Consider the following 20,113-nt stretch of genomic DNA (forward strand, 5'->3'; position numbering starts at 1 on the left):
GGGGCTGTCAGTCGTTGTCGGTCTCCTGGTGGGTGACCGAGCCGTTGGACGCGTCGATGTCGAAGGTGGTCTTCTTCCAGTCCTTGGTCACGACGTCGGTCTTCCAGACGAGGGTGCCCTCGTCGTCGTCGTCCAGTTCGAGGGCGGTCACCGTCCCCTGCTGCTTCGCGGTGGCGGCCTTCGCCGCCTGCTGCGCGGTCTGCTTCGCCTGGGTGATCCGCTTGGCCGTCTTGGCCTTGTCCGAGGTGCTCTGGTCGCTTTCCTCGGACGAGCTGACGACCTTGCCGGAGACGGCGTCGATGTGGACCTTGTGCTTGGTCCCGGTCGTGGCGGCGACGGTGGCGACCCACTGCGGGGCGCCGGCCGCCGCGGTGCCCGTCGGCGAAGGACTGCCGGTCGGCGAGGGGCTGCCCGTGGGCGAGGGGCTGGGACTCTCGTCGTCGTCGGCCGCGTCCTCGGCGCTCTTGAGTTCGAGGTCGACGAGCTTGCTGCCCTTGACCTCGCCCTCGGCCGTGGTGATGGCCTTGTCGTAGGTGACCTTGGTGGCGGAGATCAGCTCCTTGCGTTCCTTCTGGTCCTCGGTCATCTGACCCGGGGAGGCGCTGGGGGACGGACTCTTCGTGGCCTCGGGCACGGCGCGGGCCGCCTCCGAGGTCTTCGTGCTCGCGGAGGTGCTGCCGCTGTCCTGGCCGCAGCCGGTCAGCAGGGCGGCGGTGACCACGACGCAGACGACGCCGGCGGCGCGCACGCGGTGGGCACGGAGGAATCCGGTGTTCTTGGAGCGGGAGTCACATGTCATGCCCGCATGCTTAACCGCCGCGCGGCTCCGGCATGTGGAATGACCGGGCAGTGTCACCCGATCGACCGCCATCCCGCCCCGCCCCCGCGTGTCGCCGGGGATCGGGGGGATTTCGTGTACGCCGGGCGAAGATGCGACGACAGTACGAATTCCCTGGTGACGCGGGTCGCGATCCGGCCGCATCGGTGCGAGCCTGAAGGCATGACCTGGGCGTCCTGGACAACACGCGGAGTGTATTCGGGGCACGGCGGCGTGCTCACCGATGAGGTCGGGCCGCTGTCCGGTGACCTCACCATCCACACCACTTGGGCCGAGGGCACGGCACAGATCACCGTGCAGTACACCGATGCGGCCGACTGGTTCACCATGGCGGGCAGCCCCGTGCCCTGTCCGTCGGAGGAAGCGAGCCGCGCCCTGCACGCGGCCGCCGTCGAGGCGGTCCGGCGGGGTTCGGCGGCGACGGTTCCCGTACCGCAACCGGGCCCGGAGCAGGCCGCGGGCTCGGAATGACCGGGACCGCACGGGTACGGGACCGGTCGACGGGACATGTCGCGCGTGCGGTCAGGGCCTGATGCCGCTGACGACGTCGGCGGTCGCGGTGATGCCGTCCTGGATCGTGGGGGCCATGCTGGTGCCCGCGAGGAGGAATCCGAGCATGCCGCACACCAGCGCGTGCGAGAGCTTCATTCCGCCGTGGCGGAGGAACACCACCGCGAGAATCAGCAGGAGCAGCACCACTGAGATCGAGACTGCCATGGCCAACCTCCTCCGCCGCCGCGCCCGATGTGCGGCATTCGCGTCAGTGTGGCGCAGGGCGCGGGACGTCCGGCGTATCGGCGTGTCCGCCAAACGGGTAGGTCTTGGGTCGAGGCCACCGGGGCGGGGAAGAGGGGAGACCCGCAGGGGGCGCGGGTCTCCCCCCGCCCCCTGCGGGAGAGATTTCAGGGCGCCGGCAGTTCCATGAGCGCGGCGACGGTGTCCCGGTGGCGCCCCGCCGAGCCGTAGGCGGTCGCGTCGGCCTTGGCCCGCTTCAGGTAGAGGTGCGCGGGGTGCTCCCACGTCATCCCGATCCCGCCGTGCAACTGCACGCACTCCTCGGCGGCATGGACCGCGACCTTCGAGCAGTACGCCTGCGCGACGGCCACGGCCAGCGGCGTGTCGGGACTGCCCGTGGCCAGCGCGTCGGCCGCGTTCCGCGCGGCGGCCCGGGCCGAGACGACCTCCAGCCAGAGCTGCGCCATGCGGTGTTTGAGCGCCTGGAACGAGCCGATGGGCCGGTTGAACTGGTGGCGCTCCCGGGTGTGTCGCACCGTCTCGGTGAGGCACCACTCGGCGAGTCCCAGCTGTTCGGACGCGAGCAGCCCGGCACCGGCCAGCAGTCCCCGGTCCACCGCGCGCCTTCCCTCTCCGGTGTCCGCGAGGCGGGTGCCGACCGCGCCGTCGAGCGTGACGGTGGCGAGCGGGCGGGTGAGGTCGAGCGCGACGAGCGGTTCGACCCGTACCCCGGGCGCGTCCGTGGGGACGGCGAAGAGCCCGTCGGCGGTGGGGACCAGGAGCACGTCGGCGACGGCCGCGTCGGCGACGGGGCCCAGCGTCCCGTCCAGTGATCCGTCCACCACCGAGGCCTCCGCGCCTGTCGAAGCAGCCGCGAACGGCGCGGCCAGGACCGCGACCTGCCGCCCCTCGACGAGCCCCGCCAGGAGTTCCGCGGCCGGCCCGTCCTGCGCGCCGAGCGCCAGCAACGTCTCGGTGGCGACGACGGAGCTGGTCAGGAACGGCGCGGGCGCGACGCTGCGGCCCACCTCCTCCAGGACGACGGCGGCCTCGCGGTGCGTGGCCCCCTGGCCGCCCAGCTCCTCGGGTACGAGAAGCCCGGCGGCGCCGATGCCGGTGGCGAGCGCCTTCCACAGCTGCGGGTCGTACGGCGTGCCGGACTCGGTGCGGGCGATCACCGACGGCGCGTCGGCCCGGTCCGCGAGCAGGGAGCGGACCGCGGCGCGCAGGTCCTCCTCGGCCTCGGAGTACAGGAGGTCGGGTGCCTGGCCGGCTTCGTTCTTCGCGGTCATCGGGAGAGGTCCTTCCAGGCGACGTCCTTGTCGTTGCGGGGCTCGGAGGGGAGACCGAGTACGCGCTCGGCGACGATGTTGAGCAGTACCTCGCTCGTTCCGCCCTCGATCGAGTTGCCCTTGGAGCGGAGGTAGCGGTAGCCGGCGTCGCGGCCGGTGAAGTCGACCAGCTCGGGCCGCCGCATGGTCCAGTCGCCGTACAGCAGGCCCTCGTCGCCGAGGAGTTCCACTTCGAGGCCGCTGATCTCCTGGTTGAGCCGGGCGAAGGCGAGCTTCATCCCGGAGCCCTCGGGGCCGGGCTGGCCCGCGACGAGCTGCTGGCGCAGGCGCTCACCGGTGAGCCGCGCGACCTCCGCCTCCACCCACAGGGTGAGCAGGCGCTGGTGCAGGTCGTGGGTGCGCAGCTCGGGGCGTTCGCGCCAGGTCCTGGCGACCGGGCCGATCATGCCGCCCTCGCGGGGGATGCGCGAGCCACCGATGGAGACGCGTTCGTTCATGAGGGTGGTCTGGGCGACCTTCCAGCCCTCGCCGACGGGCCCCAGCCGGTGGCTGTCGGGAATGCGCACGCCGGTGAGGAAGACCTCGTTGAACTCGGCCTCGCCGGTGATCTGACGGAGCGGCCGGACCTCGACGCCGGGATCGGTCATGTCGCAGATGAAGTAGCTGATGCCGCGGTGCTTGGGCGCGTCGGGGTCGGTGCGGGCGATGAGGATCGCCCAGCGGGCGAGGTGGGCACTGGAGGTCCACACCTTCTGTCCGTCCACCACCCAGTCCTCGCCGTCGCGCACGGCGCGCGTGCCGAGGGCGGCGAGGTCGGATCCCGCGCCGGGTTCGCTGAAGAGCTGGCACCAGACCTCTTCGCCCACCCACAGGGGCCGCAGGAACCGCTGCTTCTGTTCGTCTGTGCCGAAGCCGAGGATGGTCGGGGCGGCCATGCCGAGGCCGATGCCGATGCGGCGCGGGTCGTTGTCGGGGGCGTGGGCGGCGGCGAGTTCGGCGTCGACCACGGGCTGGAGGGAGCGCGGGGCGTCCAGGCCGCCGAGCCCTGCCGGGTAGTGCACCCAGGCGAGACCGGCGTCGAAGCGCGCCTTGAGGAAGTCGGTGCGCTCGGTGGCCGCCGGAGGGTGCGCGGCGAGCAGTTCGCGGGTGCGGCGGCGCAGTTCGGCGGCGTCGGGTGCGGTCATCGGGCGGCTCCTGACGGGAGGACGACGATGCGGCCGGTGCTGGTGCCGTCGGCGACGCGCTGGACGGCGGCCGCCGCCTCGTCCATCGCGACCCGCTCGCTGATCAGCGGCTTGATGGCGCCCTCGGCGGCGAGCCGGGTCAGCTCCCGGTGGCAGTCGCGTACGGCCTGCGGGTCCTTGGTGTTGTAGAGGCCCCAGTGGAGGCCGAGAACGGAGTAGTTCTTCACGAGGGCGTGGTTGAGGGCGGGGGTGGGAATCGTGCCGGAGGCGAAGCCGACGACGACGACGCGCCCCTCGAAGGCGATGCACTTCACGGACTTGGCGTAGGCGTCCCCGCCGACCGGGTCGTAGACGACGTCGGCGCCCCGGCCGCCGGTGAACTCCTTGACCGCCGCGACGATGTCCTCGGTGCGCCGGTCGATGACCAGGTCGCAGCCGAGCGCGGCGGCGGTCTTCGCCTTCTCGGCTCCGCCGACGACCCCGATGACGGTGGCGCCGGCGGCCTTGCCGAGCTGGACGGCGGCGCTGCCGACCCCACCCGCGGCGGCGTGCACGAGGAGGGTCTCCCCCGCCCGCAGCCGGGCGCGCCGGTGGAGCCCGAACCAGCCGGTCTGGTACCCGATGTGCAGCGCCGCGGCCTCCGCGTCGTCCAGGGAGTCCGGGGCGTCCAGCAGGGCCGCCTCGTCGGCGACGACGTATGGGGCGAGGCCGCCGTGCGGCAGGGCGGGGGTGGCGAGCACCCGGCGCCCGTCCTCGGTGCGGCCGCAGATCTCGACGCCCGGGGTGAACGGCAGCGGAGGCCGTACCTGGTACTGGCCCCGGCAGAGCAGCGCGTCCGGGAAGTTGATGTTCGCCGCGAGCACCTCGACGCTCACCTGCCCGTCGCCGGGCACCGGCCGGTCCGTCTCCTCCAGCCGCATCACCTCGCTCGGCTCGCCGTTCCGGTGCACTCGCCATGCCTGCATGAGGGGCCTCCACAACACTGTCGGCATTACCACTGCTCCGCCGCATACTAAGCGGTCGCTTGCCTCTGTGGGAACAGCTTGCGGACAACGGTCCCGGACAGGGCCGTGCGCCCGGTCCCGCCGCGAGGAGTGCGGGGCGCCGGGCGCACGGCCGTACGCGAGGGCTACTTGCCCACGACCACCTCGGCGACCTGCGGCGCCGTCGTTCCGCCCCGCCAGGCCAGGCGTACCGCGTCGGCGGTGCGCCCCGCGGTGTCGAGGGCGGTGTAGGCGCCGGTCAGCGCGCCCACGGTGTGCCAGTCGCCGTCCGCCGTACGCAGCTGGACGTCGGCCGTGCCCTCGGAGCCGGACGGCCGCAGCACCGTCACCGAGCCGACCGGCCGAGCGGCGACGAGGTCCACCTCCAGCGACTCGCCGTTCCCGGCCGCTCGCGCGCCCCGGTACACGGTGCCCGGGTCGCCGTCGGCCGCCGCACGCAGCGAGGAGCCGGTGGCGGCGGGCGGGTTGCCGGTGACCGCGCCGTCCGTGGTCGCCACCCGGAACTCGCGGACGACGACCCAGCTGCTCTGCCCGGCGGTCGCCCGGGCCCGCACGTAGCGCGCCTTCGTCCCGGCGGGCGGGGCCGCCGTGACGTCGGGCCTGCCGGAGAAGTCCGTCAGCTTCTGCCAGCTCCCGCCGTCCGCCGAGTACTCCAGGACGCCCTCGTGGAGGTAGTCGTCGGCGCTGCCCGGCTTGGCCATGGCGAGCGTGACGGAGCCGATGGTCCGGGACTCGCCGAGGTCGACGGTCAGCTGGTCCCCGGCCGCGGGCGCCCCGTCGCTCCAGAAGTACGTGGAGTCGTCGCCGTCGAGCATCCGGGCGACGGTGTTGCTCTGGTACGTGCCCAGGCTGGTCGAGGCCGTGGGCCTGCCGCTCACACCGAGCAGCCGGTCGTACTCGGCGGTGGCGGCGTCGGTGAACCCGTCCAGCTGCCCGTCGCCGACCAGCACCGGCACCTTGCGCCCGTCGAGCCCGGTGTACGTGAACGAGGCGGCGCGCTCCACCAGTGCGGGCAGCTGCTGCCGGAGCTCCCACGCCTGGGCGCCCTTCCCGGCGCGGGCGGCCTCGACCATGCGCAGGGCGGTTCGTGTGGCGGTCGCCCAGGACTCGGTGGCGTCCAGCCAGGGGCCGGAGTCGGCGATGAAGCCCCGGTCGGGCAGGGCCGCGCGCAGCCGGGCGGGGGCCGCGCCCAGCGAGGCCAGGACGGAGTCGAGCCGCCCCGCGTCCCCGGACTCCCAGTAGCGCGCGAAGGCGGCGGACAGCTCGGGCGCCTTGGCGGTGTTGAGCGCGGAGCTGTAGTTGACGTCAGCGAAGGCCCGCAGCGCCTTCGCGGTCCGGGCGTCGCCGCCCGCGTACTCCTCGATGCCCTTGCCCCAGGAGTCGCGCGGGTCGTACGCGGCGTCGTTCCAGGCGTAGTCCGCGACGGTGTACAGCGAGAGCTTCGACGCGTACGGCTGGATCATCGGGTTGGCGGTGATGCCGGCGAGCCGCCCGGGCAGCCCCTTCTCGCGGCCGTTGAAGGGGCCGAGCAGCAGCCGGTCGGTGGCGTAGTCGTTGACCGGGTAGTTGTCCCAGGTCAGGATCGGGTGCCCGAACACCTTCCGGGCGGCTTCCGCCTGAGCGACCGTCATGGTGGGGGCGACGACGCCGACCCCGGTCCACTCGACCAGCACATCGGGGTCGAGCTGTGCGGACAGGGCCGTCTTGTACGCCGACGCGCTGACGTTGTAGTACTCGGTCGGGACCATCTGGAGCGGCTGGGCGCCGGGATGGGTGGCGATGAACTCCCGGTTGACCCGGTTGAGCAGATGGGCCTGGGCGGCGCCGGCCGCGCCGCCGCCGGTCCCCCACTTCGCCTTGTCGGCGTCGCAGTTCCAGTTGGTGTAGCTGATGTCGTCCAGCGGCACCGCGAAGGTGCGGACGCCGATGTCCCACATCGTCTGGAACTTGTCGACGAGCGCCTTCACGTCCGCGTCGGAGCTGTAGCACACCGAGAGGCCGGGTGAGAGGGCGTAGGTGAACTCGACGTGCCGCAGGGCCGCCCGGCCGGCGAGGTCCTTGATCTCGGCCAGCCGGTCGGCGGGGTAGGGGTCGCGCCACTTGGTCCGGAGGTAGTCGTCGTCCTTGGGCGAGTACACGTAGATGTTCATCTTGTGCTCGCCGTAGTAGTCGAGCTGGTCGAGGCGGGCCTCGTGCGACCAGGGGGTGCCGTAGAAGCCCTCGATGACGCCGCGCAGCGCGGTGCCGGGCCAGTCGCGCACGGCGAGTCCGGCGACCTTGCCGCCCGGATGCTTGCTGTGCGGCAGGACCTGGCGCAGGGTCTGCGCCGCGTAGTAGGTGCCGGTGGTGTCCTTGCCGGCGAGGACGATCCGGCCGGCGCCGATCCCGAGGACGTACCCCTCGGCGGGCAGTGCGGCGGGCCCGTCGAGCTTCTGCGCGGCGAGGGCGGCGGCGTCACCGGCGTACACGGTGAGTCTGCCGGGGGCGGGGCGTTTCGCACGGACGACGTGCCGGGCGCCCGCCTCGCGGAGGGCGGTCTCCACCACGTCGAGCGCGGGCCCGTCGGCCGTCCCGCCGGCGATGAGGGTGACGGTGGGGGTGACGACCACCCGGTCCGGGCGGGGCTCGGCCGACTGCGGGGTCGGGGTGATGGTGGGTACGTCCTGGGCCTTGGCCGGTGCGGGCGGGGCGCCGGCCGCCCGCGCGGGCGGTCCGGCGGCCAGCAGGCCGCCTGCGAGCAGGGCCGCCGCGGCGGTGAGTGCGGTGATGCGGGGCGGGCGAGGCGTCACAGATCCTCCATTGGTCACTCAAGTCACCAGAGTCGCGCAACACAACGTGACTGAATTCAACATCCTGGCGCTTACATGTCAATGGTCTGGACAACATCAATGCGTGGACCTGCGGTTTTGCGGCCGGCTGCCCCCCTGTGCGACTACCGGGCGAAGAGCTCGAACGGGACCGCGGGGCGCCCGCCGAAGCGTTCGGCGGCGGCCTCGGCGTTGCCGGCGAGGAAGGTGCGGCAGTAGGTCTCGGGGTCCTCGTCCGTGAGGACTTCGATGTACGTGCGGTGGGCCAGGAGGGACCGCACGGACCGCTCCAGGCCCGCGGTCGCGTCCACCGCGTGGGTGGGCGTGGACGATCCGGCCACAGCCACCCAGCGCACCCCGTCCCACGGGTCGAGGCCCCGCTCCCCCAGCTCCGGGAAGATCCAGCGGTTGCCCGCGTCGGCCGCGGCGTCGAGCGTGGCGCGGCCGACGGCGCGGTGGTCGGGCGTGTTCCATGCGACACCGCCCCAGGTGTCACGATGGTTGAGCGTGATCACCAACTCGGGACGGTACCGGCGGATGGCCGCCGCGATGTCCCGGCGGAGCGGGACGCCGTACTCGACCACGCCGTCCCGGTGGTCCAGGAACTCGACGCGGGAGACGCCGACGACCGCCGCGCTCGCCCGCTGCTCCCGCTCGCGCAGGGGTCCGCACTCCTCCGGTTCGAGGGTGTCGATACCGGCCTCACCCCTGGTCGCGAGGAGATACGTGACCTCGCGTCCGGCATCGGTCCAGCCGGCCACCGCCGCCGCACAGCCGTACTCCAGGTCGTCGGGGTGGGCGACCACGGCGAGCGCGCGCCGCCAGTCCTCGGGCATGGGCTTCAGCTGCTCGGTCATATCCGCAGGCTAACCGGCAAGGCGGGGGGTGAGACCCGTGACACGACGGACTTCGATACCCAGGGGGGTATCCTTGGCCGTCCGGGGCAGGAGAGAGCGAGATCTGTCCCGTACCCCGGTGAACGAAAGGAACACAGCTCGTGACCAGCCCCGTATCCCTCTCCCCCGCCCAGGCGGCCGCCCGGCTCACGGAGTTCACCGTGATCGACGTACGCGCACCCGGTGAGTTCGCGGCGGGGCACGTACCGGGGGCGCTGAACATACCCCTCGACCGGCTCGACGAGGCGCTGCCCGCGCTCAAGTCCGCCTCCGCCCGCGGCGCGCTGCTCATGGTCTGCGCCTCGGGCAACCGCTCCACGCGTGCCTGCGGCATCCTGTCCGCGGCCGACATCGACGCGGCGACGCTCAGCGGCGGCACCTCCGCCTGGGAGAGCGAGGGCCACGGCCTGGAGCGCCCCGCGGGCGCGCGGGCCACCTGGCCGATGGAGCGCCAGGTCCGGCTGGCGGCCGGCTCGCTCGTGGTGGCCGGGCTGCTGGCGGGCGTCAGGTACCCCGCCGCGCGCTGGCTGTCCGCCGGTGTCGGCTCCGGCCTCGTCTTCTCCGCCGTCACCAACACCTGCGGAATGGCGGCGGCGCTGTCGAAGCTCCCGCACAACCGCGCGCCCCGCTCGGCACCGAGCCTGAACGCGACGCTGGACGCCCTCCAGGGCTGAGACCTCGCGGGGCCGGTCCCCTGCGGCCGGCCCCGGACGGTGTGCGTCAGACCTCGTCGCGGACCAGCGCGAGCAGCCGGTCCAGTACCCGGGGTCCGCCCGCGCGCAGCCCGTCGTGCTCGAACTCGTCGGTCACCCAGGTGCGCAGCCCCCGGATCGCGGCGGCGGTGCGCAGCGCGTGGGCGGTGTCCACGTACATGTCGTCGTGGTAGACGGCGGCGGCCACCGGGACCTCGTTGGCGGCCAGGCGCTCGGGGTCGTACAGCGGCTCCCAGTCGGCGCGGGCGGCGAGGAGCTCGGCGGCCTCGCGCAGCGGGCGCAGTGCGGGGTCCACCTCGAAGTGCCACGGGTGGATGGACTCGCCCGTGAACAGGACCGGTCCGTCGCCCGCGAGGGCTGCCGCAGCGTCGAACCGCGGGAACTCGGCCCGTACCCGCTCGGCGGCCCAGTCCGTGGGGCGCCCGCCCTGGCCGTAGATGGCCTCGTGCATGAGGGCGTACAGGGGGTGTCCGGCGAAGGAGGTCGCCGCGCGCATCGCCTCCTGGAAGGTGTCGGAGAGCTCGGTGCCGTGCGGGGTGCGGACGAAGGCGTTCTCCAGGAGGTAGTGCAGCTGGTGGCTGCCGCTGCCGCCGCCGAGCATGATGCCGAGGGACTGGAAGCTCTCGGGCGTCAGCCGGTGCCCGGCGCTCTCGGGGCGGTGCTCCGCGAGGTGAGCGGTGATCTCCCGGGCGCGTTCGACGTCCTGCGGGTAGCGGGCGTAGTGCGCGGCGACCTTGCGTTCGACGCGGGGGTACGCGGCCCGGTAGACGTCGTCCGCGTGGGCGTCGAGGGACGGCAGACCGCCGGTGATCAGGACGGTGTTCAGACCCTCGGGGGCGGCCGAGAGGTAGCGGACGGCGCAGAAGCCGCCGAAGGACTGGCCGAGAACGGTCCAGGGCGCGCCGTCGGTCAGCCTCCGGCGGATGAACTCGCAGTCCCGCACGATGCTGTCCGCGCGGAAGTGGCCGAGGTAGTCGGCCTGCTCGCGCGGCCCGCCCCGCAGCGGCAGGGTCTGCCGGTTGGCCGGGGTGGACAGACCGGTACCGCGCTGGTCGAGCAGGAGCACCCGGAACTCCCGCACCGCCCGCCCGAGCCATGCCTCCGCGCCGGTGAAGCGCCGGGCACCGAAGCCGGGACCGCCCTCCAGATACAGCAGCCAGGGCAGCTCCTGGCCGGCCTTGGACGCGGCCACCACTTCCCGGCCGAAGACCTCGATCTGCTCACCGCCGGGGTCGGCGTGGTCGAGCGGGACGGCGAAGCGGTGATCGGTGAGGACGAGGCCGGGCTGCCGGTAGCTGTTCAAGGGTGCTCCTGGATCGGACGGTTCCCGGACAGTTCAGCACACCGGTGTGCCCCGGACGGTCGCGGCCCGTGTGCGGCTTGGACACCGGACTCCTACGGTGCTCTCATGATCCGGTTCGAGCAGGTCGGCAAGGTCTATCCGGACGGCACGACCGCGGTGGACGCGCTGTCGTTCGAGGTCGCCGAGGGAGAACTGGTCACCCTGGTGGGCCCTTCGGGCTGCGGCAAGACGACCACGATGATGATGGTGAACCGGCTGATCGAACCCACCTCGGGCCGCATCCTGGTGGACGGCAGGGACATCATGACGACCGACCCGGTGAAGCTGCGGCGGGGCATCGGCTACGTCATCCAGCAGGTGGGGCTCTTCCCGCACCGGACGGTCCTCGACAACACCGCGACCGTGCCGGCGCTCGTCGGCTGGAAGCGCTCCAGGGCCCGGGAGCGGGCGGCCGAGCTGCTGGATCTGGTGGGCCTCGACCCGTCGGTGTACGGCTCCCGCTACCCCGCGCAGCTCTCCGGTGGCCAGCGCCAGCGCGTCGGCGTGGCGCGGGCCCTCGCCGCCGACCCGCCGGTGCTCCTGATGGACGAGCCGTTCGGCGCGGTGGACCCGGTGGTGCGCGAGCGGCTGCAGAACGAATTCCTCAAGCTCCAGTCGAGGGTGAGGAAGACGGTTCTGATGGTCACCCACGACATCGAGGAGGCGGTGCGGATGGGTGACCGGATCGCGGTGTACGGGCAGGGGCGCATCGAGCAGTTCGACACCCCGGCCGCGGTGCTCGGCGCGCCCGCGACCCCGTACGTGGCGGAGTTCGTCGGCGCTGACCGGGGGCTGAAGCGGCTGTCGGTCACCGCGATCGAACCGGCCGACCTGGAGCAGCCGCCGGTGGCCCGCCTGGACGAACCGGCGGGGGTGGCGGCGGCCCGCCTCGGCGCGGCCGGCGCGCGCTGGGCGGTCGTGCTGAACGGGGCGGGCGAGCTGCACGGCTGGGTGGCGGCGGACGCGCTGCGGATCGCCGGGGACCAGGGCACGGTGGGCGAGCTGGCCCGCCGGATGGACGCCTGGGTGCCGGTGGGCGCGCCGTTGAAGCGGGCGTTCAGCGAGATGCTCCAGCGGGACGCGGGGTGGATCGCGGTCCTGGACGGGGCGCGGTTCCTCGGGGTGCTGACCCCGGCGAAGCTCCACGAGGCCCTGCGGCGTTCGGTGGACGCGGACGCGCAGGGCGTGGGGCGCGACGAGGTGGGGTTCGACTCGGTGGCGGATGCCTGAGGACGCGCCCCGGTGGCCGGTCAGGCGGCCGCGGCGTACTGCCAGAAGTCGCGCATCGACCGCGGCGGAGTGGGGCCGGTCAGTTCCACCTGGGTGAGCATGATCGCGACTGTGCCCGTGGCCGGGACGATGTGCGCCGTGGTGCCGGTGCCGCCGACCCAGCCGTAGCGTCCCGGCACGTTCCACGGGGCGGTCCTGTCGATGTCCACCGAGCCGCCGAAGCCCCAGCCCTGTCCCTCGGTGAACAGCCCGCTCGCCTCGCGCTGCGCGGGGGTCAGGTGGTCCGTCGTCATCTGCCGCACCGATGCGGACGTCAGCAGGCTCTTGCCGCCTACTGTGCCCTCGTCGAGCAGCATGCGGGCGAAGGCGTACAGGTCGTCCGCGGTGGAGACCAGGCCGCCGGCGCCGGACGGGAAGTCCGGCATGCCGCTCCACTGCCCGGCCGGGGTGTCGATCAGCTCCAGCCCGCCGTCCGCGGTGGGCCTGTACAGCGCGGTGAAGCGGCCGAGCTTGTCCGCCGGGACCGCGAAGCCGGTGTCCCTCATGCCGAGCGGGGCGAAGATCCGCTCGGCGAGGAACTCCGGCAGCGACTGCCCGGCGACCCGGGCGATGAGCACGCCCAGGATGTCGGAGCAGGTGTTGTACAGCCACTCCTGGCCCGGCTGGGAGAGCAGTGGGATGCGCGCGAGCGTCTCCATCCAGGCGTCCGGGGGAAGGACGCCGCGCTGCAGCGGCGAGCCCTGCTTCAGCTCGCCGAAGAGGAGGCGGACGGCGGGCAGCGAGAAGTCGGACGGGAATCCGTACCCGGCGCGCGACGTCATGAGGTCGAGGAGGGTGATGGGGCGGGACGCCGGGACCACGTCGTCCGCCGGGCCGTCCGGGGTGCGCACGACGACGGGTGCCGCCAGCTCGGGCAGCCAGGGGGCGACCGGGTCGGCCAGCGCGATCCGCCCGTCCTCGACCAGCATCATGGCCGCGGCGGCCGTGACCGGCTTGGTGAGCGAGGCGATCCGGAAGACCGAGTCCCGGGCCATCGGCGCGCCGTCGTCCGTGCCCGCGCCGCCCGCCGCCACCACGTCCGCGTGACCGCCGCGCGCCACGAGGCCCACGGCGCCGGGGACCGATCCGTCGCGGACCTGTTGGTCGAGTACTTCGCGCAGGGTGCTCATCGCTCCGCCTTCTCCGGTGGGTGGTGTCGACATACTGACCGGTGCGGCGGCGCGGATTCATCGGTCCACGCCGGGCGGCTCCGCGGTCTCAGTCCTTCTCGCCGGGGAGCAGGTGCTCGGAGCGCAGATAGGCGCGGGCCACGTCCTCGGGGAGCCGTCGCCGGCTGTCCACCTGTTCGTTGAGCCGGGCCAGGTCTGCGGTGGTGAGGACGGTGTTCAGCTTGCCGAGGGCCTTGCGCACGCCTTCGCCGCCGGCGCGGGCCCGGTTGACGACGGGGACGAGGTAGTCGGCGTTCTGCAGGTGCTTGTCGTCGGCGAGGAGGACGAGACCGAAGTCGTCCAGCGTGGCGTCGGTGGTGGTGGTCAGCACCATCTGGTCGCGGCCGCTCTGCACGGCTTGCTTGGCCTGCGTGGTGCCGACGCCCTTGGGGTCGACGGCGGTGATGTCGATGCCGTACGTCTTCTTGAGGCCGGGCGCGCAGTACGGGCGCTGGACGCACTCGTCGCCGGCCGCGAGGCGTACGGGCAGTCCCGAGCGGCCGAGGTCGCCGAGCGTCTTCAGGTGGTGCTCGCGGGCGTAGGCGGCGGTGACGGCGAAGGCGTTCTGGTCGACGGCCCTTCCGGGGTCGAGGACGGTGAGCCCGCGCGGTGCGGCCAGGGCGCGCAGGGCCTTCATGGTGGCGGCGAGGTCGGGCGAGCCGACGGGGGCGGCGTCGGCGCCGTGCTCCTTGGCATTGAGCCAGTCGGCGAAGGTGGCCGCGTATTCGGGGACCACGTCGATCTGGCCGTTCTCGAGGGCGGGTTCGTAGATCTCCCGGTTGGTGACGGAGATGATCTTGGTGGAGTATCCGGCGCGGTCCAGCAGCAGGGCGTACATCTGGGCGAGGAGGTCGCTCTCGGTGAACCCGGCTGAGCCGATGGTCAGGTGCTTGCTGTCGCCGGGCGGGGCGGTGACCGCGCCCTGGTTCTCCAGCGTCGGGCCGGTGGTGCAGGCGGTGGCCGCCAGCAGCAGGAGCGCGGCGAGCGGGCGGCCCGTCCGGAGGCGGGCTCCGGCCCTCACGCGGGCTCCTCCGCCGCGCGCAGCCCGAACCGCCGCGGTGCGAACCGCTGGGCCGCCTCGAAGACCCCCTCGACGACCAGAGCGAACGCGGCGACCAGGACCGCTCCGGCGACCACCTGCGGGGTGGAGGCGAGGTTGAACCCGGCGGTGATGATGCGCCCGAGCCCTCCGCCGCCCGCGAGGGCCGCGATGGTGGCCGTGGCGACGAGCTGGACGGCGGCGATGCGCACTCCGGTGAGGATGAGGGGCAGGGCGAGTGGCACCTCGACCTGGAGGAGCAGTTGGCGGCCCGTCATGCCCATGCCCCGGGCGGCCCGGACGACGTCCTGGTCGACCTCGCGCATGCCGACGTAGGCGTTGGTGAGCAGCGGGGGCACGGCGAACAGGACGAGCGCCACGATGGTCGGGCCCTCCCCCCAGCGGCCGACCGGGGTGAGCAGGAGGAGCACCAGGACGGCGAAGGTGGGCACGGCGCGCCCGACGTTGGAGATGTTGACGGCGAGCGCGCCGCCCTTGCCGATGTGGCCGAGAAACAGGGCGACGGGCAGCGCGATGAGACAGCTGACCAGAAGGCAGACGACGGTGAGGTAGAGGTGCTGGCCGAGCCGGGCCCAGATGCCGTCCTGGCCGTGCCAGTGCGCGGTGGTGGTGAGCCAGGACCAGGCGTCCGCCAGGGTGTTCACGACCGGCTCCTCGTCCACGGGGTGAGCAGGCGTTGCAGCAGCAGGAGGAGCAGGTCGGCGGCGACCGCGATGACGACGCAGAGGACGGACGCGGTGAGCACCTGGGCCTTGAAGTAGGTGTTCATCCCGGCGTAGATGAGGTTGCCGAGGCCGCCGTAGCCGACGATGGCGCCGATGGTGACCAGGGAGACCGCGGAGACGGTCGCGATGCGCAGCCCGGCCATGGCGGCGGGCAGGGCGAGCGGGAGTTCCACCGCGACGAGCAGCCGTACGGGGCCGTAGCCCATGCCGCGGGCGGCCTGCCGGGTGTCCTCGGGTACGGCGCGCAGCCCGGCGAGGATGTTGCGTACGAGCAGGGTCAGCGAGTACAGGACGAGTCCGGCGACGACGAGCGAGGCGGAGAGTCCGTACACCGGCAGCAGCAGCGAGAACATGGCGAGCGACGGGATCGTGTACAGGATCGTCGTCACGCCGAGCACGGGCCCGGCGGCCCAGTGCCAGCGGCGGGCGGCGAGGGCGAGCGGCAGGGCGAGGACGAGGCCGATGAGCACGGACACCGCGGTGAGCTGCACATGTTGCAACGCCGCTTCCCAGAGGATGTGGCGCCGGGTGCTGAGGTAGGCGCCGCAGACCCAGTCATTGCGCGCGAGGCAGTCGTCGGGGGGCGCGGTCACCCGTCCATTGCAGCCCGCACGGCCGGGACGCGCGCGTCCGGGCCGTCCGATCGGGGGGCCGCCGCGCCCACGGGTCAGGAGGCGGCGGCGGCCTTGTCGAGAACGGCGGCCAGTTCGTCCGGGCGGGAGAACATCGGCCAGTGGCCGGTGTCCATGGTGATCAGCTCCCACCGCTCGCTCGTCAGCAGCCGGGCCACGTCCTCGCCCGGCTCCGGTCCGTCGAGGAGGCACTTGACGTACGTCGCCGGCAGCTCGGCGAGCGGGCGGTCCAGGACGGCCGGATCGGCCAGGGCGGCGCCGGGGTGGGGCGTCGCGCCCTTCCGGAACCGTGCGATCTGCTCGCCGGTCAGCTCCTGGTCCTCGAACTCATCGGCTTCCGGTACGGCCCAGAGGCCGCCGTTCGCGTCGAGCTGCCCCTGGAGCGCGGCCGGCCCCTGCCACCACGCGGAGACGAACGACTCGCCGTCGGCGGGGACGGAGGCGTCCACGAAGACGACTCGGGCCGTCCGGTCGCCCAGACGCTCGGCGGCCTGTCCCACCGGGATTCCGGAGTAGCTGTGGCCGACCAGGACGACGTCGCGCAGGTCCAGGCGTTCCACTTCCGCGACGATGTCGGTCACATGGGTCTGCCGGCCGACCGGCCGCTCCCGCTTCCCGCCGAGTCCGGACAGGGTCAGCGGGTGGGCGCCGTGTCCGGCCGCGCGAAGCGCCGGCACCACCTCGTCCCACGCGGACTCGTCCAGCCAGGCACCTGCCACCAGTACGAAATCAGTCATGGCCGGACCCTAGCGGTGAGGTCCGACAACGTCTTCGGACCGCGTCGCGCCGCCCATCGTCCGGGCGTGCGAACGGAGTTCCAGGACCTCCAGCACGCGCCCGCACCAGCACAGGTTCTCCTCCTCGAAGGACCGGCCGCGCATCAGGGTGAGATAGGGGCCGACCCGGTCGGTCTCCGCGAGGAACGCCGCCTCGTCGCGGCCGTCGAGCAGGCGCAGGCGAAGCCGTTCGTAGCGGGCGAGCTTGGCGCGCGCCCACTCCATGCGCTCCTCGACCGAGGCGCGTACCGCGCCGGGGTCGCCCACGTCCACGGCCTGGATCATCACGAGCAGTTCGTCCCGGATCGCCGTGGGCCGGGGCGCCTCGGCGGTGAACGCGCCGAGCGTGTCGCGGCCGGCCTGTGTCAGCGTGAAGAGCCGCTTGTTCGGCCGGCGCACCTGCTCGACCACACGCGCCTCGATCAGACCGTCCTCGGCGAGCCGGTCCAGGTCCCGGTAGAGCTGCTGGGGGGTGGCCGACCAGAAGTTCGCCACCGACACGTCGAAGACCTTCGCCAGGTCGTATCCGGACGCCTCGCCTTCGAGCAAGGCTGCCAGGACCGCGTACTTGAGGGACATCTGGACACGCTAGCACCCATGTGATTAATGTCGTTCGCACCTATTCAACAAATTGACTATGGAGGCTGGGATGCTCGCTTTCCGCGAGGCGGTCGAGGCGCACGACCTGGCGGCGGCCGAGGCCGCACTGGCCGATGACGTCGTCTTCACCAGCCCGGTGGCGTTCAAGCCCTACGCGGGAAAACCGGTCACGGCCGCGATCCTGCGGGCCGTCTCGGAGGTGTTCGGGGACTTCCGCTACGTACGGGAGATGGCGAGCCCCGACGGGCGGGACCACGCACTCGTCTTCACCGCGAAGGTCGGCGACCGGGAGATCACCGGTTGCGACTTCCTGCACCTGAATGACGAGGGCCTGATCGACGACCTCGTGGTGATGGTCCGCCCCTTGTCGGCCGCCCAGGCGCTGGCCGCGGAGATGGGGGCACGGTTCGAGCGGATCAGCCGGGAAGCGGCGGCGGGCTGACCGGCCGGGCGGGCGGCGGGAAGCGCGTCGGGCCGGGCGCCATCGCGGTGTCCGGCACGAGGCGTGGGCGTATTGTCCGTTTATGGGCAATGTCGGATCCGCCATGGAATCGGCGGAAGAGCGGCTGGACGCGGCGGTGACGTGTGCTGTGCGGGAGACGGGCGCCGCCGTGGCGATGCTCTACCTGCTGCCGCCCGGCGGTTCGACGCTCCGGCTGGCCGTGCTCGCCGGCATTCCGGCGGAGATCGCGGATCCCTGGCTCCGGGTGCCGCTCTCCGCACCGATGCCGGTGTCCGACGCGGTGAAGGACGGGCATCTGGTGTGGCTGGGCAGTCAGGAGGAGCTGGCCAGGCGGTATCCGCGCCCCGCGCTCGTCCTGCCGTACCGGTTCGCGCTGGCCGCCGCGCCCGTCGCCGACGAATCCGGGGTGCACGGCGGACTCGTCCTGCTGTGGCCCGGCTCCCACCCGGCGCAGCTGACGCCGCAGGAGCGTGCGGCGGTCGGCCACCGCTGCCGCGACGCCGCGCGGGTGCTCCGCGAGGCGCGGGAGGGGGGCCGCCCGGTGGACGCCGGCACGGGCCCGCGGGTGCTGCCCCCGGTCACCGCTCCGCCGCCCGCCCACACCGAGGCGGTCGCCGCGGCGGACTTCGTGGGCCGGCTGCCGGGCGGCTGCTGCACGCTCGACATGAACGGGAGGATCACCTACCTCACGGAGACCGGTGCCGACCTGGTCGGGGGGCGCGTCGAGGACCTGGTGGGGACGCTGCCGTGGGAGTCGCTGCGCTGGATGGCCGATCCGCTCTTCGAGGACCAGTACCGGGGCGCGATCATCAGCCGCGAACCGATGTCCTTCGTCGCCCTGCGGCCTCCGGACCAGTGGCTGTCCTTCCGCCTCTACCCCGACGCGTCCGGCATCAGCGTGTACATCACCCCGGTCACCGGCCCGCACGCCTCGGCGCTCCCCACCGCCACGGGTGCCGTCGCCTCGCCGAGCGCCCCGGGACGCGCCGTCGCCCTCTACCACCTGATGCACCTGGCCGCGACGCTGACCGAGGCCGTGGGCATCCAGGACGTGGTCGAGCTGATCGCCGAACAGCTGGTGCCCGCCTTCCGCATCCAGGCGCTCGCCGTGCTGACCGTGGCCGAGGGGCGGCTGCGCATCGAGGGGCACCGGGGCTTCAGCGACGAGCTGATGGAGTGCTTCGAGGGCGCGCCCCTGACGTCCGGCGCCCCCGTCGCGCACGTGCTCAGCACCGGCGTGCCCGCCTTCTACCGGACCTTTGACGAATTCAGCCGCGCCTTCCCGCCCGCCTCGCTCCAGGAGGGCCTGGCCGCGTGGGCGTTCCTGCCCCTGTTCGCCTCCGGGCGCCCGGTCGGCACCCTGGTGTTCGGATACGACCGCACGCGCCCCTTCGAGCCGGAGGAGCGGGCGCTCCTCACCTCGATCGCCGGGCTCATCGCCCAGGCGCTGGACCGGGCCCGCCTCTACGACACCAAGGAGCGGCTGGCCCACAGCCTCCAGGCCCATCTGCTCCCCCACACCCTGCCCCGGATCGGCGGACTCGACGTGGCCGCCCGCTATCTCCCCGCCACCCGGGGCATGGGCATCGGCGGCGACTTCTACGACGTCATCCCGCTCGACGCCACCACGGCCGCCGCGGCCATCGGCGACGTGCAGGGCCACAACGTGACGGCCGCCGCGCTCATGGGACAGGTACGCACGGCGGTGCACGCCTCCGCCGGCGCACCGCCCGCCGAGGTCCTGGCGCGCACCAACCGGCTGCTCGCCGACCTCGACGCCGACCTGTTCACCAGCTGCCTCTACGTCCACCTGGACCTGGCGGGCCACCGCGCCCTGCTGGCCACGGCCGGCCACCCGCCGCCGCTGCTGCGCCATCCCGGCGGGAAGACGGAGGTACTGCGGCTGCCGCCCGGTCTGCTGCTCGGCATCGACCGGGACGCCCGCTACCCGACGACCGAGGTCCCGCTGCCGCCGGGGGCCGCGCTCGCGCTGTACACGGACGGGCTCGTGGAGGTGCCGGGCACCGATCTCGACCGGTCCACGGCGGCGCTGGCCGACCAGTTCGGCCTGCACACCGGCTCCCCGATGGAGGCCGTCGCCGACCGCCTGGTCCAGTACGCGAAGGACGTCACACCGGGCAGCGACGACATCGCGCTGCTCCTCATCGAGGCGCTGAGGAGCGCGGGCGGCTGAGACGCCGCCCCGGACACGTCGGCCGGCCGCACCGGACGACCGGTCCGCTGCCACGGGTTCCCGGACGCACGGGTGCTCCGGGGCGTCTAGCACCCGCCCCGGAGGCCCCGCCTCCACGACCCGGCCGTGCTCCATCACGGCGATGGGGTCGGCCCGGGCGGCGCTCCCCAGGTCATGGGTGATCAGGACCAGCGCGCCGGGGTGCCCCGAGCGCAGCAGCCCGCCGAGCAGGCCGAGAACCCCGTCCCGGGAGAGCGGATCGAGCCCGGAGGTGATCTCGTCGCACACCGGGACCCGGGGGCGGGCGAGAACCGCGCGGGCCGAGGCCGCGCGCCGGAGTTCGCCGCCGGACAGGCGGGCGGGGAGCCGCACCGCCGTTTCCGCCGGGAGCCCGAGTGCGCCCAGCAGCGCGAG

General features: G+C 73.2%; 19 protein-coding genes and 1 pseudogene. 5 read left to right on the top strand and 15 right to left on the bottom strand.

Annotated features, from left to right (window positions below):
• Positions 1-7 precede the first annotated feature (7 nt).
• Positions 8-799, bottom strand: a complete 792-nt coding sequence (locus tag G3I41_RS26430; RefSeq protein ID WP_164402876.1) for a PepSY domain-containing protein — start codon at positions 797-799, stop codon at positions 8-10.
• 201 nt (positions 800-1,000) lie between these two features.
• On the opposite strand from G3I41_RS26430, the gene G3I41_RS26435 reads away from it, so the two are divergent.
• Entirely contained in the window at positions 1,001-1,309 is a 309-nt protein-coding gene (locus tag G3I41_RS26435) for a hypothetical protein (protein WP_164402896.1), read from the top strand.
• 51 nt (positions 1,310-1,360) lie between these two features.
• Here G3I41_RS26435 and G3I41_RS26440 read toward each other — a convergent pair whose 3' ends face one another.
• The 6 genes from G3I41_RS26440 to G3I41_RS26465 all read right to left on the bottom strand — a co-directional run bounded on the left by G3I41_RS26440 (position 1,361) and on the right by G3I41_RS26465 (position 8,717).
• The gene (locus G3I41_RS26440; protein WP_164402877.1) at positions 1,361-1,555 is read right to left on the bottom strand and encodes a hypothetical protein; all 195 of its coding nucleotides are present in this window, start codon (positions 1,553-1,555) and stop codon (positions 1,361-1,363) included.
• A gap of 185 nt (positions 1,556-1,740) precedes the next feature.
• Positions 1,741-2,865 (bottom strand): acyl-CoA dehydrogenase family protein, encoded by a 1,125-nt coding sequence (locus G3I41_RS26445; protein ID WP_164402878.1) that lies wholly within the window; start codon positions 2,863-2,865, stop codon positions 1,741-1,743.
• Entirely contained in the window at positions 2,862-4,049 is a 1,188-nt protein-coding gene (locus G3I41_RS26450; RefSeq protein ID WP_164402879.1) for an acyl-CoA dehydrogenase family protein, read from the bottom strand. The genes G3I41_RS26445 and G3I41_RS26450 overlap by 4 nt, the downstream gene beginning before the upstream one ends.
• A complete protein-coding gene (locus G3I41_RS26455; protein WP_164402880.1) occupies positions 4,046-5,014 on the bottom strand; it encodes an NADPH:quinone oxidoreductase family protein in 969 nt (322 codons plus the stop codon). Before G3I41_RS26455 ends, G3I41_RS26450 begins: the two co-directional genes overlap by 4 nt.
• Before the next feature lie 164 nt (positions 5,015-5,178).
• Positions 5,179-7,842 (bottom strand): beta-N-acetylglucosaminidase domain-containing protein, encoded by a 2,664-nt coding sequence (locus G3I41_RS26460; RefSeq protein ID WP_164402881.1) that lies wholly within the window; start codon positions 7,840-7,842, stop codon positions 5,179-5,181.
• Positions 7,843-7,985: 143 nt separating this feature from the next.
• Positions 7,986-8,717: a PIG-L deacetylase family protein gene (locus G3I41_RS26465; protein ID WP_164402882.1), complete on the bottom strand. Its 732-nt coding sequence runs from the start codon at positions 8,715-8,717 to the stop codon at positions 7,986-7,988.
• Positions 8,718-8,857: 140 nt separating this feature from the next.
• Here G3I41_RS26465 and G3I41_RS26470 point away from each other — a divergent pair, with 140 nt between their 5' ends.
• Positions 8,858-9,430, top strand: coding sequence for a rhodanese-like domain-containing protein (locus G3I41_RS26470; RefSeq protein WP_164402883.1), 573 nt, complete (start codon positions 8,858-8,860; stop codon positions 9,428-9,430).
• A 46-nt stretch (positions 9,431-9,476) separates the two neighbouring features.
• Here G3I41_RS26470 and G3I41_RS26475 read toward each other — a convergent pair whose 3' ends face one another.
• On the bottom strand, positions 9,477-10,772 hold the full coding sequence (locus tag G3I41_RS26475; protein WP_164402884.1) for an alpha/beta fold hydrolase: 1,296 nt from the start codon (positions 10,770-10,772) through the stop codon (positions 9,477-9,479).
• 105 nt (positions 10,773-10,877) lie between these two features.
• Between G3I41_RS26475 and G3I41_RS26480 the strand changes: the two genes are divergently transcribed.
• Positions 10,878-12,041, top strand: a complete 1,164-nt coding sequence (locus tag G3I41_RS26480; protein WP_164402885.1) for a betaine/proline/choline family ABC transporter ATP-binding protein — start codon at positions 10,878-10,880, stop codon at positions 12,039-12,041.
• 20 nt (positions 12,042-12,061) lie between these two features.
• Here the strand turns inward: G3I41_RS26480 and G3I41_RS26485 are convergent, their stop codons facing one another.
• The 6 genes from G3I41_RS26485 to G3I41_RS26510 form a co-directional block, all read right to left on the bottom strand.
• Positions 12,062-13,210 carry a serine hydrolase domain-containing protein gene (locus tag G3I41_RS26485; protein WP_164402886.1) on the bottom strand — a complete coding sequence of 383 codons (1,149 nt, stop codon included), beginning with the start codon at positions 13,208-13,210 and terminating at the stop codon, positions 12,062-12,064.
• An 88-nt stretch (positions 13,211-13,298) separates the two neighbouring features.
• Positions 13,299-14,270 carry an ABC transporter substrate-binding protein gene (locus G3I41_RS26490; RefSeq protein WP_164402887.1) on the bottom strand — a complete coding sequence of 324 codons (972 nt, stop codon included), beginning with the start codon at positions 14,268-14,270 and terminating at the stop codon, positions 13,299-13,301.
• Positions 14,267-14,953 carry an ABC transporter permease gene (locus G3I41_RS26495; RefSeq protein WP_164402888.1) on the bottom strand — a complete coding sequence of 229 codons (687 nt, stop codon included), beginning with the start codon at positions 14,951-14,953 and terminating at the stop codon, positions 14,267-14,269. The genes G3I41_RS26490 and G3I41_RS26495 overlap by 4 nt, the downstream gene beginning before the upstream one ends.
• Positions 14,950-15,627 (bottom strand): ABC transporter permease, encoded by a 678-nt coding sequence (locus G3I41_RS26500; RefSeq protein WP_164402889.1) that lies wholly within the window; start codon positions 15,625-15,627, stop codon positions 14,950-14,952. The genes G3I41_RS26495 and G3I41_RS26500 overlap by 4 nt, the downstream gene beginning before the upstream one ends.
• Before the next feature lie 74 nt (positions 15,628-15,701).
• Positions 15,702-16,403 carry an alpha/beta hydrolase gene (locus G3I41_RS26505; RefSeq protein ID WP_203601683.1) on the bottom strand — a complete coding sequence of 234 codons (702 nt, stop codon included), beginning with the start codon at positions 16,401-16,403 and terminating at the stop codon, positions 15,702-15,704.
• A gap of 9 nt (positions 16,404-16,412) precedes the next feature.
• A complete protein-coding gene (locus G3I41_RS26510) occupies positions 16,413-17,021 on the bottom strand; it encodes a PadR family transcriptional regulator (protein ID WP_164402890.1) in 609 nt (202 codons plus the stop codon).
• A 70-nt stretch (positions 17,022-17,091) separates the two neighbouring features.
• Here G3I41_RS26510 and G3I41_RS26515 point away from each other — a divergent pair, with 70 nt between their 5' ends.
• Both G3I41_RS26515 and G3I41_RS26520 read left to right on the top strand, forming a co-directional pair.
• Entirely contained in the window at positions 17,092-17,484 is a 393-nt protein-coding gene (locus G3I41_RS26515; protein WP_164402891.1) for a nuclear transport factor 2 family protein, read from the top strand.
• Between the two features lie 82 nt (positions 17,485-17,566).
• The gene (locus G3I41_RS26520; RefSeq protein WP_164402892.1) at positions 17,567-19,699 is read left to right on the top strand and encodes a SpoIIE family protein phosphatase; all 2,133 of its coding nucleotides are present in this window, start codon (positions 17,567-17,569) and stop codon (positions 19,697-19,699) included.
• A 21-nt stretch (positions 19,700-19,720) separates the two neighbouring features.
• Here G3I41_RS26520 and G3I41_RS37105 read toward each other — a convergent pair.
• Positions 19,721-20,113: pseudogene (locus tag G3I41_RS37105) on the bottom strand (ABC transporter ATP-binding protein); the annotation flags it as partial.

It is taken from the genome of Streptomyces sp. SID9727 (assembly GCF_010550605.1).
Taxonomy (GTDB): domain Bacteria; phylum Actinomycetota; class Actinomycetes; order Streptomycetales; family Streptomycetaceae; genus Streptomyces.

What these genes read in the sequence shown, in the direction of transcription:
- G3I41_RS26430 (WP_164402876.1), bottom strand. Translation starts at nt 799, where the DNA reads ATGACATGTGACTCCCGCTCCAAGAACACCGGATTCCTCCGTGCCCAC.
- G3I41_RS26440 (WP_164402877.1), bottom strand. Translation starts at nt 1,555, where the DNA reads ATGGCAGTCTCGATCTCAGTGGTGCTGCTCCTGCTGATTCTCGCGGTG.
- G3I41_RS26480 (WP_164402885.1), top strand. Translation starts at nt 10,878, where the DNA reads ATGATCCGGTTCGAGCAGGTCGGCAAGGTCTATCCGGACGGCACGACC.
- G3I41_RS26450 (WP_164402879.1), bottom strand. Translation starts at nt 4,049, where the DNA reads ATGACCGCACCCGACGCCGCCGAACTGCGCCGCCGCACCCGCGAACTG.
- G3I41_RS26505 (WP_203601683.1), bottom strand. Translation starts at nt 16,403, where the DNA reads ATGACTGATTTCGTACTGGTGGCAGGTGCCTGGCTGGACGAGTCCGCG.
- G3I41_RS26485 (WP_164402886.1), bottom strand. Translation starts at nt 13,210, where the DNA reads ATGAGCACCCTGCGCGAAGTACTCGACCAACAGGTCCGCGACGGATCG.
- G3I41_RS26435 (WP_164402896.1), top strand. Translation starts at nt 1,001, where the DNA reads ATGACCTGGGCGTCCTGGACAACACGCGGAGTGTATTCGGGGCACGGC.
- G3I41_RS26510 (WP_164402890.1), bottom strand. Translation starts at nt 17,021, where the DNA reads ATGTCCCTCAAGTACGCGGTCCTGGCAGCCTTGCTCGAAGGCGAGGCG.
- G3I41_RS26515 (WP_164402891.1), top strand. Translation starts at nt 17,092, where the DNA reads ATGCTCGCTTTCCGCGAGGCGGTCGAGGCGCACGACCTGGCGGCGGCC.
- G3I41_RS26445 (WP_164402878.1), bottom strand. Translation starts at nt 2,865, where the DNA reads ATGACCGCGAAGAACGAAGCCGGCCAGGCACCCGACCTCCTGTACTCC.
- G3I41_RS26520 (WP_164402892.1), top strand. Translation starts at nt 17,567, where the DNA reads ATGGGCAATGTCGGATCCGCCATGGAATCGGCGGAAGAGCGGCTGGAC.
- G3I41_RS26455 (WP_164402880.1), bottom strand. Translation starts at nt 5,014, where the DNA reads ATGCAGGCATGGCGAGTGCACCGGAACGGCGAGCCGAGCGAGGTGATG.
- G3I41_RS26465 (WP_164402882.1), bottom strand. Translation starts at nt 8,717, where the DNA reads ATGACCGAGCAGCTGAAGCCCATGCCCGAGGACTGGCGGCGCGCGCTC.